We start from the raw sequence: 12,338 nt of genomic DNA, 5'->3' as shown, positions 1-12,338 counted from the left end.
CCGGCGGCGCCCGCCGGCGCGGGCGGTGGCGCTCCGGCCCGTCCGCAGCAGCGGCCGGCCCGTCCGGCGCAGCCCGGTCAGCGTCCGGCCGCCGGCGGCCAGCGTCCCGCGCGAGCGGACGACCGGCCGCTCGGTCCGCGCCCGACCCCGGGTGCGCGGCCCCAGAGCCCGGTCCAGCGCCCGGTTCGCCGCGACGGTGCCGACGGCGCCGCGGGCGGCCCGCAGCGTCCGGCCCGGCCGGCGGCCCCCGGCGGCAACCGCGCCCCGGGCACCGGTCCGCGCGTGATCCAGCCGCCGGCCGCTCCCGCGCGTCCGGCCGCGTCCGGTGGCGCCCAGGCGCCCGCCGGTCGTCGGGCCGACGGTCCCGCCGGTCAGCGTCCGGCTCCGACCGGTCAGCGCCCCGTGCGCCCCGGTCAGCGTCCGGCCCCGACCGGCCAGCGCCCCGCCCCGGCCGGCCAGCGCCCCGCGCCCGGCAGCCAGCGTCCCGGTGGTCCCCGCCCCGGCGGCCCCGGTGGCCAGCGTCCTGCCCCCGGCGGGCAGCGTCCCGGCGGTCCCGGTGGTCAGCGTCCCGGTGGCGGTCAGCGCCCCGGTGGTCAGCGTGGCGGTCGTCCCGGCGGCGACCGTCCCTCCGAGCGTCCGCTCGGCCCGCGTCCGACGCCCGGCGCCCGCCCGGCGCCGCTCGGCCCGCGCCCGACCCCGGGCGCGCGTCCCGCCGCGCCCGCGCCGACCGGCCGTCGCCGGCCGGTCGAGGCGGAGACGGAGGTCGTGCCGAAGCGCGACCTGCGGACGAAGAAGCCCGATCTGCCCAAGGGCCCGCCGACGATCGGCGAGAAGCCGACCGCCGGTGCCGGTCCGAAGATCATCGCCCTGCCCGATCCCGCGACCGCCCGCCCGCAGCGGGCCGGCGCCGGTGGAGCCGGTCGTCCCGGCGGTCCCGGTGGCCCCGGTCGCCGGCGCGTCGTCATCGATCAGCCGGGCGGCCCGCGCCGTCCCGGCCCCGGCGGTCCGCCGAACCGGCGTCCGCGCCGCCGGCGCCGTCGCCAGAGCATCGAGGAGGCGCTGGCACCGCTCAGCCGCGAGCAGGGCACCACGGTCGACGTCGTCCGGATCAACTCCGGCTCGACGGTCAAGGACGTGGCCGAGTACCTGGCCGAGCCGGTGCCCGAGGTGATCAAGAAGCTGATGCTGATGGGCGAGATGGCGACGCTCACGCAGACGCTGTCCGACGACACCATCGAGCTGCTGGCCGGCGAGTTCGAGCGCGAGATCGAGATCGTCAAGGCCGGCGACGCCGAGGAGGAGATCGTCTTCGACGACTCCGAGGCCGAGCTGGTCCAGCGGCCGCCGGTCGTGACCATCATGGGTCACGTCGACCACGGCAAGACCTCGCTGCTCGACAAGCTGCGCGAGACCGAGGTCGCGTCCGGCGAGGCCGGCGGGATCACCCAGCACATCGGCGCCTACCAGGTCCACCACGGCGACGACACGATCACCTTCCTCGACACCCCGGGCCACGCGGCGTTCACCGCGATGCGCGCCCGCGGTGCGCGGCTGACCGACATCGCGGTGATCGTGATCGCCGCCGACGACGGCGTGAAGCCGCAGACGCAGGAGGCGATCGACCACGCGAAGGCGGCCGACGTGCCGATCATCGTCGCGGTCAACAAGATCGACAAGGAGGGCGCCGACCCGGTCCGCGTCCGCACCGAGCTGGCGGCGATCGGCCTCAACCCGGCCGAGTGGGGCGGCGACACCGAGTTCGTCGACGTCTCGGCGAAGACCGGCCAGGGCCTCGACGACCTGCTCGACACGATCGGCGTCGTGGCGGAGATCCAGGAGCTGACCGCCAACGCCGACACCGAGGCCTCGGGCGTCGTCGTCGAGGCGCGCCTCGACCAGGGCCGCGGTCCGGTCGCGACCGTCCTGATCCAGCGCGGCACGCTCGAGATCGGCGACCCGATCGTCTCCGGCGCCACCTGGGGCAAGGTCCGCGCGCTGATCGACTACACCGGCGAGCGGATCGAGGTCGCCGGCGTCGGCGACCCGGTGCTCGTGCTCGGCTTCGACGGCGTGCCGAACGCCGGCGACATGGCGATGGTGGTCGACTCCGAGAAGACCGCGCGCAGCCGTGCCGAGGAGCGCGAGACGCGCCTCAAGGCCGAGGCGATCGCGCGCCGCTCGGGCCGCAAGTTCTCGCTCGAGGACGTCTTCAAGCGCGAGGCGGCCGTTGGCGAGATGAAGGGCCTGCCGCTGATCCTGAAGGCCGACGTGGCCGGCTCGCTCGAGGCGTTCGAGGACGAGATCGCGCGTCTGCCGCAGGGCGAGGTGCTGGTCGACTTCGTCCACGTCGGCGTCGGTGGCGTCACCGAGTCCGACGTGATGCTGGCCGCCGCGTCGCAGGCCGTGATCATCGGCTTCAACGTCCGACCGGTCGGCGACGCCGCGCGCGTGGCCGATCACGAGGGCGTCGAGATCCGGACCTACGACGTCATCTACCGCGCGATCGAGGATCTCCGCGACGCGATGGAGGGCCTGCTCGATCCGGAGCAGGTCGAGGAGACCGTCGGCCAGGCGGAGGTCCGCCAGGTCTTCCGGGCCTCGAAGGTCGGCACGATCGCCGGTTGCTACGTGACCGACGGCCGGATCCGCCGCAACGGCAAGGTCCGCGTGATCCGCGACGGCTCGATCGTCCAGACGACGGTGATCGAGAGCCTCAAGCGGTTCAACGAGGACGCCCGCGAGGTCGCGACCGGCTTCGAGTGCGGCATCGTCCTCCGCGACTTCCAGGACATCAAGGAGGGCGACGTCCTCGAGGTCTTCGAGACGCGGTCCGTCGAACGTGAGCTGAAGTAGCCGTGAAGCCCGACCGCATGCGGCGGGTCGACGAGGCGATCCGCAAGGTCCTCGGCGACGTCCTCCAGCGCGAGATGAAGGACCCGCGGATCGGGTTCGCGACGATCACCGGCGTGCGGACCAGCTCCGACCTGAGCCACGCCCAGGTGCTCGTCAGCGTGCTGCAGATGGCCGACGACGAGCACACGCCGCAGGACACGATCGACGGGCTCCGCTCGTCGGCCGGGTTCCTGCAGCGGCGGGTCGGGCACGAGCTGGGGCTGAAGAACACCCCGATCCTGCGCTTCGAGCTGGACGAGACGGTCGACCGCGCGCTGCGGATCCAGGCCCTGCTGGACGATCCGCCGCCGCCCGCGGTGCCGAGCCCCGACGAGGACGACGACCCGGACGGCGAGGCGGGGGAGGACCCCGCTCGATGAACGGGTCCGACGCGGTCGACGAGGCCCGCCGCCTCGTCGTCGAGGCGCTGCGCGACGGGCAGCGCTTCGTCGCCGTCACCCACGAGCACCCCGACGGCGACGCGCTCGGCTCGCTCGTCGCCCTCACTCGCAGCCTGCGGGCGCTCGGCAAGGACGTCGTCTCGCTGGTCGGGCCCGACGACCTGCCGGTCCCGCGCGAGTACTCCGGCCTGGCCACCGACCAGCTGGTGACCGAGGTCCCGGCCGACCTGGCCGAGCGGACCGCGGTCTTCCTCGACTGCGGCAACATCGACCGCGCCGGCGTGGCGGCGGTCCGCGAGGGCGCGGCGCGGATCATCAACCTCGACCACCACCACGACAACACCCGCTTCGGGGACATCGACCTGGTCGACCCCGACGCGTCGTGCACGGCCGAGATCCTCTGGGACCTGCTGCCCGACCTGGGGCTGGAGGCGGACCGCGAGACGGCCGAGGCGCTCTACGTCGGCCTCGTCACCGACACCGGCCGCTTCATGTACGAGAACACCCGCGGCCGCGCCCACCTGATGGCGGCCGACCTGCTGGCCGCCGGGGTCGAGCCGTTCCCCGTCTACCGCAAGGTCTACGAGGGCGTGCCGTGGTCGAAGCTGGCGCTGCTGGCGCGGGCGCTCGACCGGGTCCGCCAGGAGGACGAGGGGCGGCTGACCTTCACGCTGGTGCGGCGCGAGGACTACGAGCGGACCGGGGCCCAGGACAGCGACTCCGAGGGCATCATCGACCACCTGCGGACGGTGGCCGGCACCCGGGTGGCGGCGTTCGCCCGCGAGCTGCCACCCGATCCCGACGGCGGCGTGCGGACGAAGGTCTCGCTGCGCTCCGCCGACGGCCGGCTCGACGTCTCGGTGATCGCCCGCGCCGGCGGCGGCGGCGGGCACCCGCAGGCGGCCGGCTTCACCACCGGCCTCGACGAGGACGAGCTGGTCGCGTTCCTGCGCGGCCAGGTCCACGCGCTCGGGTGAGCGACGCGACCGCCGAACCGGCCGCGGCGACGGTGCCCGACGGCGTGCTGCTCGTCGACAAGCCGGCGGGCCGCTCGAGCCACGACGTGGTCGCCCGGGTCCGCCGCGCGCTCGGCGGCCGCAAGGCCCGGCGGGTCGGCCACGCCGGCACGCTCGACCCGTTCGCGACCGGGCTGCTGCTGGTCCTGATCGGCCGCGCGACCCGGCTCCAGCCCTACCTGATGGCGCTCGGCAAGGAGTACGAGACCGTCGCCCGGCTGGGGGCGACCTCGACCACCGGCGATCCCGAGGGCGAGGTGACCGTCAGCGGCCGGATCCCGCCCGATCCGCCGCCGCTGCCGACCGGCCTGGTCCGCCAGCGGCCGCCCGCCTACTCGGCGGTCAAGGTCGACGGGGTCCGGGCCTACCGCCGCGCCCGCCGCGGCGAGCAGCTTGACCTGCCCGAGCGCGAGGTGACTGTCAGCGCCTTCGAGCAGACCTGGCGCGACGGCGACCGGGCGGCGTTCCGGATCGCCTGCTCGTCGGGGACCTACGTCCGCAGCCTGATCGCCGACCTCGACGACGCCTACTGCCTGGAGCTGCGGCGGACGGCGATCGGGCCCTACCGGGTCGACGACGCCCAGGACCTCGACGCCGCGCCCGAGCAGTGGCGGATCGTGCCGCTGGTCGATACCCTGACGACGGTCCTGCCGACCGTCGAGCTGGACGCCGACCTGGCCCGCCGCGCCGGCCACGGCCAGCGGCTGACCCTGCCCGCCGACGTGCCCGCCGACGAGGTCGCGCTCTGCCACGAGGGCGAGCCGATCGCGATCGGACGCCGGGAGCAGGACGGTCGGATCCATCCCGTCGTAGGCTTCCGGGCGTGACCGCGCGCATCACCCCCCTGGCGGACGTCCACGCCCGCCCGCGGACCGTGGCGATCGGGACGTTCGACGGCGTCCACCTGGGCCACCGCGAGGTGATCCGGGGAGCCGACACCGTCCTCACCTTCCACCCGCACCCGATGGCCGTGCTGGCCCCGGGACGGGTGCCGCCGCAGCTGACGACGATCGAGCGCAAGGCGCGCCTGATCGGCGAGCTCGGCGTCCACGAGCTGGTGCTGGTGCCGTTCGACGCCGCCGTCGCCCAGCAGCCGGCCGAGGCGTTCGTCGACGAGGTGCTGGCCGGCCGGCTCGACGCCCGCGGGGTCCGGATCGGGGAGAACTTCCGCTTCGGCCACGGCGCCACCGGCACCCCCGAGCTGCTGCGGGCCGACCCGCGCTTCGACACTACCGTCGTGCCGCTGCTGCGCCACGCGGGGGAGACCGTCTCCTCGACCCGCGTCCGCGAGCTGGTCGCCCGTGGCGAGGTCGCGGCGGCCGCCGAGCTGCTGGCCGGGCCGTTCTCGCTCTCCGGGCCGGTCGAGCACGGCGAGCAGCGCGGCCGCGAGCTGGGCTTCCCGACCGCGAACCTGCACCCGCCCGAGGGCCACGCCCTGCCCGCCCACGGCGTCTACGCCTGCCGCGCGCGGCTGGCGGACGGCAGCGTCCGCACGGCGGCGGTCTCGATCGGGATCCGGCCCCAGTTCGAGACCGCGCTCGGGGTGCTGGTCGAGGCCCACCTGCCCGACTTCAGCGGCGACCTCTACGGCCAGCAGCTGGAGATCGAGTTCCTGGAGCGGCTGCGCGGCGAGCAGCGGTTCGACGGCGTCGAGCAGCTGGTGGCCCAGATCCAGCGCGACGTCGACGAGACCCGCCGGATCGCCGCGGCCTGAGCCGGGGCCGGACCGCGCCCGAGCAGGCGATTCTGTTACCTTCCGTCGTCGCATGACGTCGCTCACCCAGGAACGGAAGCTGGAGATCGTCGGGAAGTTCGGCGAGTCCGACACCGACACCGGCTCCACCAAGGTCCAGATCGCCCTGCTCACGGAGCGGATCAACGGGCTGACCGATCACCTGCGCGAGCACAAGCAGGACCACCACTCGCGCCGTGGTCTGCTGATGCTGGTCGGCCGTCGCCGCCGGCTCCTCAACTACCTGCGCAACGACGACCTCGAGGGCTACCGCGGCCTGATCAAGGAGCTCGGCCTCCGCAAGTAGGCCCCGCCGGCCCGACGGCCGGCTCGTCGCAGGACCGCAGCGCCCCCGTCCGTCGGGGGCGTTTCTCGTTCCGGGGCCGGAACCGGGCCGCCGGTTCCATAGGATCCGGCCATGGCCATCATCGCCGCCGGAACGCCGGTCCCCGAGTTGACCCTCAAGCGCGAGGACGGGAGCGACTTCACGCAGGACGACCTGCGCGGACGCACCACCGTCCTGGTCTTCTACCCGTTCGCCTTCAGCCCGGTCTGCACCGACCAGCTGCAGGTCTACGAGGAGCTGCTGCCGGAGCTGGAGCAGCAGAACGCCGTCATGTACGGCGTCTCGACCGACGCCAGCTGGTCGCAGACCGCGTTCAAGGAGAAGCTCGGGATCACGATCGAGCAGCTCTCCGACTTCGAGCCCAAGGGCGCCGCCTCGAAGGCGCTCGGGGCCTACTTCGACCCGGCCGGGATGACCAACCGGGCGCTGATCGTCGTCGGCGCCGACGGCACCGTCGCCTGGAGCCACCTGGCCGCCTCGCCGGGCGAGCTGCCCGGGGTCGACAAGGTCCGCGAGGGCCTGGCGGCGGCCGCCGCCTGACCACGGTGGGCTCAGGCCCGTCGAGCGACGCCGGGACGCTCCGTCCCGACGACCACGTCAGCGGCTCGCCCGACGGGCCGCTGGTGATCGTCTACGGCGACGCCGGCTGCCCGCGCTGCCAGCAGGGGGTCCGCTTCCTGCGCGGCGCCCCGGTGCGGCTGGTCTGGCGGCACCTGGTGCTGCGGGCCCGCGGACCGCGTCCGCGGGCGCTGGCGGCGGCGCTCGAGGCGGCGGCCCGGCAGGACGGCTTCTGGCCGCTGCTCGACCGGCTGCTGGCCGAGCCGGGCCGGACCGAGGATCCCGACCTGTGGGCGCACTGCGAGCAGCTGGGGCTGGACGTGGCCCGCTTCGATCGCGATCGGCGCGACGAGCGGACGCAGGAGCGGATCGGCCGCGACCTGGCCGAGGGGCTGTCGGTCGGCGCCGTCGGCACGCCGGCGATCCTCGTCGGCGGCCGCGTCGACCACGGCATCCCCGACGACGCCTGGGTCGCCGCGCTCCTGGCCGACCCCGCCCGCTGAGCGCGCGCCATTCGGGACCGTCACGGTCGCAAACGGCGCGCGCTCAGCTAGCTGTTGCTGCGGCGGCGGCCGCGGAGGCGGAACAGGACCCCGGTCGCCACGACGGCCAGGGCGACGGCGGGGAACAGCAGCAGCCAGGTGGCTGAGCCGGGGGCGCCGGGCGGGCGGGTCGAGCGGGTCGCGGTCGGGTCGGGCGGCAGCGGCGAGGTCGCGAAGCCGGCCTCGGACTCGAACGGGTAGTCGGCCGTGGCCCGGAACAGCCGGTCGCTCGGGGCCTGGCGGACCGCTACGTCCTCGGTGATCGAGGACGGCGTGCGGCCGCTGATCTGGAGCTTGGTCAGGTAGCGGCCGTCGAGCAGCCGCCGCACGGCCGCCGTCGGCGCGGGGGAGAGGTCGGCGACCAGGCCCGCGTGGTGGGTGTCGAAGCCCTTCGCCAGCACCCGGTGCTCGCCGACGACGTAGAGCACCGCCGTCACCGGCCGCGGCGACAGCCGGCTCAGCCGCAGCGGGTAGACCAGCCGCTCGCTGGCGAAGGCGACCCGCAGCGGCCGCAGCGCCCGCGACGACCCGTCGACGCTGCGCGGCGCCAGCCGGATCGCGACGAAGGCCCACCGCTCGGCCACGTAGCGGCGCAGGATCGCGTCGGCGGCGGCCGGGGTCCGGTAGCCGTGGTCGTTCAGCCACCGCCGCAGCGCCCGCGCGTCGCCGGCCCGCAGCCGGCTGACGTCGTAGCCGCCGACCCGCTCGCGCGAGAGCAGCTTGACCGCCGGCGCGCCGCTGGCCGGCGCCCCGTCGCCGTCGCCGTTGCCGCCGCCGTCCGACTCCTCCGGGAGCGGGGCCGTGGCGCGGGCCAGCTGGTCGAAGACGTCGACCTGGTCGGCGCGGACCGCGGTCACCGTCGGCGTCGCCGGCACCGGCAGCAGCACCGCCGCCCGCCGGTCGCCGGCCGCGGCGCCCTCCGGCTCGGCCAGGTCGAGCGAGAGCACGATCGACTCGCGACCGTCCTTCAGGCTGACGATCGCCTGCTCTTGGGCGACCGTCGCGTCGAAGGCGATCCCGCAGGCGCAGGCCCCGGCCGGGCGGGCGAAGGCCACGAGGGCGACCGCCAGCGCCACCACCAGGGCGACCAGCAGCAGCGACGGGCGGGAGAGGCGGCGGAGCAGCGGCATCGGCGCGCCCGATCGTAGTCGTCGCGCCCGCGGCGGCGCCGGCCCCGGGTCCGTGCGTACGGCGTCCGGGCGAAAGACCGTGGTGGGTACCACGACGCGACCACGAGGACCCGGGCGGACACTGCCGCCGATGGTCGCCGTCCGGCGGCCGCGAACGGAAGGTGGTCCCCCCGATGTCACGCAACCGCAGGCCCTCTCCGGCGACGGCGATCAGCTGCGTCGCCCTCTTCGTCGCCCTCGGCGGCACCGGCTACGCCGCCGTCTCGCTGCCCAAGGCGAGCGTCGGCAACAAGCAGCTGAAGGCCAACGCCGTCACCGGCGGCAAGGTCAGGAACGGCTCGCTGACCGCCAGCGACTTCCGCCCCTCCAGCCTGCCGCGTGGCGCCACCGGCCCGCAGGGGCCGCAAGGGCCGCAGGGCGCGAAGGGCGACCCAGGCACGCCCGGGGTCGTCGGCCGGACCGTCGTCCACCGGATCGACCACGTGCTGGCCGACGGGCAGGCGACCGCCACCAACCAAGGCAACGTCGCCTGCGGGCCGGGCGAGACGCCGATCTCGGGCGGCGCCAACTACACGCCGATCACCCACGGCGACGCCCGCTTCAGCGGCAGCGGCCCGCGCACCGGCACCCTCGACAGCCCGACCGTGCCCGACGACGGCGCGGCCTGGAGCATCTGGCGCGGGACCGCGATCAACCCGGCCGGCGGCGACACCACGCCGGTCACGGTCCGCGTCTACATCATCTGCGCGGTCGGCTGATCGCGATGCGCGCGCCCGTCCCGGCCGCCCGGCTGGCCGCCGGACTGACGATCGTCGCCCTCGGCGGCGCCGTCGGTCCGGCGCGCGCCGCCGGCCCGCCATCGACCCCCTCCGCGGCCCTCCGGTCGCTCGTCCAGCAGACGACCGCGGTCCCGCGCGGCGCGACCGGCGCCGCCCGCCGCGCGCGGCTGCTGCGGCTGGCCCGCCACGCCCGCGCGGCCAGCGCCAAGCGGCCCTGCGTGGCCGTCGCCGACCTCGACCGCTACCGCCGCGCGCTGCGGCCGGCGAAGCCCCGCAAGGGTCGCCGCCACGCCGCCGCCAACCGGCGGCTGGCCGCGCTCGCCCCGGCGGCCACCACCGCCAGCCGGCTGCTGCTGACCCGCAAGGGGACCGCCCGCTGCGGCGGCGGCGCCCGCGCCACCGCCACCACCGAGACCGTCACCAAGGTCCTGTCCAGCGACGCCAACGGACTCCGCGTGCGGGTTCAGCTGCCGCCGCTGCGGTTCGCCGCGCAGGAGGGCGGCGGCCGCACCTGGACCCGGCTCTCGCTGCCCGGGACCGACGTGCCCGGCGCGCCCGGCACGCCGGGGATCCCGGTCGCGGCCAGCAGCTTGGCGATCCCCGACGGGGCGACGCTCGAGGTCGACCCCGGCGCGACCAGCGGCTACACCCTCGACGGCGTCGACGTGGCGCCGGTCCAGGCCGACCCGGCCGACGGCGACCGCCCGGCCCCGGACTTCGGCCGCGGCGTCTTCGCGGCCAAGCCGTTCCGGATCGACGGCGCCGCCTACCGGGCCCGCGGCCCGCAGCCGGCTCGACCGGCCGCCGGCGCCCTGCTCGGCACCGCCCGCGACCTGCGGCTCGGCAGCCTGCGGATCCCGGCCGCCCAGTACGACGCCGCCCGGCGGCGGCTGCGGGTGCTGACCGCGGTCGACGTCAAGGTCGTCTTCAAGGGCGGCGAGCACCGCTTCAGCGACCAGCTCAGCTCGCCCTGGGAGACCTCGCAGCGGCGGCTCGTGGCCTCGCTGATCAACCGCGGCGTGCTCCCGCGCGAGCGGCCGTTCCCGATCCCGCGCTGCGGCGAGGAGCTGCTGGTGATCACCAACCCGGCGACCCGGGCCGCGGCCGACCAGCTGGCGACCGCGCGCAGCGCCGCCGGCCTCCGCAGCCGGGTGGTCGAGGTCGGCGCCGGCAACGGCCAGATCGGCACCACCGCGGCCCAGATCCAGGGCTACGTCCGCGGTCAGCTGTCGCCGACGCGGCCCTGCATCCGGCCCAGCTACGTGGCGATCCTCGGCGACGACGACCTGGTGCCGACCTTCACCGACGGCCCCAACGGGATCCCGTCCGACCTGCCCTACGCGCTCCGCGACGGGGCCGACGAGCTGCCGGACGTGGCGGTCGGCCGGATCCTCGGCGACGACGCCGCCGCGGTCGGCCGGGCGGTGGCGAAGATCGTCGGCTACGAGACGACGCCGCCGACCGGCGCGTTCCTGACCCGGGCGCTGATCGCGGCCCAGTTCCAGGACACCGACGGCGCCGGCCAGAGCAACGACGGGCAGGAGAACCGGACCTTCATCCAGTTCGCCGAGACCGCCCGCAGCGGCCTGCTCCGCCACGGCGTCACCAGCGACCGGATCTACGCCGACAGCCCCGCGACGACGCCGACGACGTTCAACGACGGGACCCCGCTGCCGGCGGCGCTGCGGAAGCCGACGTTCGCCTGGAACGGCAGCGGCGCCGACGTCTCCGCCGCCTGGAACGCCGGCCGCTTCCTGGTCGTCCACCGCGACCACGGCTGGTCGGACGGCTGGGGCACGCCCGGGTTCACCACCAGCGACGTCAACGCCCTCACCAACGGGGCGCTGCTGCCGGTGGTGCTGAGCGTCAACTGCTCGAGCGGCGCCTACGACTACGACGAGACCTCGTTCGCCGGCGAGGCGCTGGTCAAGGACGGCGGCGGCGCGGTCGGCGTCTTCGGCGACACCCGCGACTCGCCGTCGTGGCACAACTCGCAGATCGCGCTCGGCTTCCTCGACGGGCTGCTGCCGTCGGTGCTGCCCGACGAGGGCGTCGACGTCCGCCAGCGGACCGGCGACGCGCTGATCAACGGCAAGCTGCGGTTGGCCGGGATCGCGCCGCCGTCCGGCCCCGGGATCAGCGGTGGCGACGGCAGCACCCGCGACGAGCTGTACCTGTGGCACTACTTCGGCGATCCGTCGATGCAGATGTGGGGCGGACGGCGGCCGATCGTGTTCGATCCGTCGCGCTTCCGGGCGGTGCTGGCGCGCGAGTTCCAGCTGCCGATCCCGACCCCGGACCCGCCGCCCTACGTGGTCAACGTGACCGTCCCCGGCGAGCTGAACGGCCAGTCGATCAGCCTCCTGCGGGGTGGCGAGGTGATCGGCAAGGGGATCGCCAGCGGCGGCAGCGTCCAGATCCCGGCCGCCTTCGGCGACGGCTCGGTCAAGCCCGGCGAGCTGCGGGTGGCGGTCGAGGGCGACGGGGCCGTCCCGGTCAGCGCGCCGGTCGAGGTCCCGGCCGCCGAGCCGGCCGCGACGACGCTGACCCAGACCTGCCCGAGCGCGGGCGCGGTCCTGAAGCCGCTCGAGGTCGGCGGCACGCTGACCGGCGCGCCGGCCGGCTCGTACGTCTCCGTCACCTTCACCGCGCCCGCGGTCGAGGGTCCCGGGCGGAAGGGCGTCGTCACCGCCACCACCGACGGCGACGGGCGCTGGCGGGCGGCGCTCTCCCCGCAGCGATCGGAGCGCGGAAGCTGGACCGTCGCGTCGGCCTACGCCGGCGACGACGGGCACCGCGCCTCCAGCGCCGGCCCCTGCACCATCCCGGTCCAGTAGCCGGCCTCCGCCGGAGCGTCGCGGCGACCTCCCGCCGCGGCGCTCCGACCCCGGATCGGCCCTGCACAGCGGCCCCTTCCGCTAGTCTCGAATGGTTCGGAAACG

The 12,338-nt window shown here is 75.7% G+C and carries 11 protein-coding genes; 10 read left to right on the top strand and 1 reads right to left on the bottom strand.

The features are described 5' to 3' along the window. Positions 1-765: 765 nt before the first annotated feature. From infB to SH587_RS12650, 8 genes are all read left to right on the top strand, one after another. Positions 766-2,853 carry a translation initiation factor IF-2 gene (infB, locus tag SH587_RS12685; protein ID WP_320670989.1) on the top strand — a complete coding sequence of 696 codons (2,088 nt, stop codon included), beginning with the start codon at positions 766-768 and terminating at the stop codon, positions 2,851-2,853. A 2-nt stretch (positions 2,854-2,855) separates the two neighbouring features. After that, entirely contained in the window at positions 2,856-3,272 is a 417-nt protein-coding gene (gene rbfA, locus SH587_RS12680; protein WP_320670988.1) for a 30S ribosome-binding factor RbfA, read from the top strand. Continuing rightward, entirely contained in the window at positions 3,269-4,270 is a 1,002-nt protein-coding gene (locus SH587_RS12675) for a DHH family phosphoesterase (RefSeq protein ID WP_320670987.1), read from the top strand. The genes rbfA and SH587_RS12675 overlap by 4 nt, the downstream gene beginning before the upstream one ends. Then, positions 4,267-5,136 carry a tRNA pseudouridine(55) synthase TruB gene (gene truB, locus SH587_RS12670; RefSeq protein ID WP_320670986.1) on the top strand — a complete coding sequence of 290 codons (870 nt, stop codon included), beginning with the start codon at positions 4,267-4,269 and terminating at the stop codon, positions 5,134-5,136. Before SH587_RS12675 ends, truB begins: the two co-directional genes overlap by 4 nt. After that, positions 5,133-6,023, top strand: a complete 891-nt coding sequence (locus SH587_RS12665) for a bifunctional riboflavin kinase/FAD synthetase (protein ID WP_320670985.1) — start codon at positions 5,133-5,135, stop codon at positions 6,021-6,023. Before truB ends, SH587_RS12665 begins: the two co-directional genes overlap by 4 nt. A 52-nt stretch (positions 6,024-6,075) precedes the next feature. Next, positions 6,076-6,348, top strand: a complete 273-nt coding sequence (gene rpsO, locus SH587_RS12660; RefSeq protein ID WP_320670984.1) for a 30S ribosomal protein S15 — start codon at positions 6,076-6,078, stop codon at positions 6,346-6,348. Between the two features lie 111 nt (positions 6,349-6,459). Next, positions 6,460-6,927: a redoxin domain-containing protein gene (locus tag SH587_RS12655; protein ID WP_320670983.1), complete on the top strand. Its 468-nt coding sequence runs from the start codon at positions 6,460-6,462 to the stop codon at positions 6,925-6,927. A 5-nt stretch (positions 6,928-6,932) separates the two neighbouring features. Then, on the top strand, positions 6,933-7,448 hold the full coding sequence (locus SH587_RS12650; protein ID WP_320670982.1) for a DsbA family protein: 516 nt from the start codon (positions 6,933-6,935) through the stop codon (positions 7,446-7,448). 47 nt (positions 7,449-7,495) lie between these two features. Here SH587_RS12650 and SH587_RS12645 read toward each other — a convergent pair whose 3' ends face one another. Further along, on the bottom strand, positions 7,496-8,617 hold the full coding sequence (locus SH587_RS12645) for a DUF2330 domain-containing protein (protein WP_320670981.1): 1,122 nt from the start codon (positions 8,615-8,617) through the stop codon (positions 7,496-7,498). A 173-nt stretch (positions 8,618-8,790) separates the two neighbouring features. Here SH587_RS12645 and SH587_RS12640 point away from each other — a divergent pair, with 173 nt between their 5' ends. Both SH587_RS12640 and SH587_RS12635 read left to right on the top strand, forming a co-directional pair. Beyond that, positions 8,791-9,375 carry a hypothetical protein gene (locus SH587_RS12640; protein WP_320670980.1) on the top strand — a complete coding sequence of 195 codons (585 nt, stop codon included), beginning with the start codon at positions 8,791-8,793 and terminating at the stop codon, positions 9,373-9,375. A 5-nt stretch (positions 9,376-9,380) separates the two neighbouring features. Continuing rightward, on the top strand, positions 9,381-12,233 hold the full coding sequence (locus tag SH587_RS12635; protein ID WP_320670979.1) for a C25 family cysteine peptidase: 2,853 nt from the start codon (positions 9,381-9,383) through the stop codon (positions 12,231-12,233). The last annotated feature ends 105 nt before the right edge of the window (positions 12,234-12,338 follow it).

Origin of the sequence: Patulibacter defluvii (genome assembly GCF_034096925.1) — a bacterium.
Classification (GTDB): domain Bacteria; phylum Actinomycetota; class Thermoleophilia; order Solirubrobacterales; family Solirubrobacteraceae; genus Patulibacter; species Patulibacter defluvii.
The sequence above is the reverse complement of the archived record's forward strand: the minus strand, read 5'-3'. Positions and strand labels throughout refer to the sequence as shown.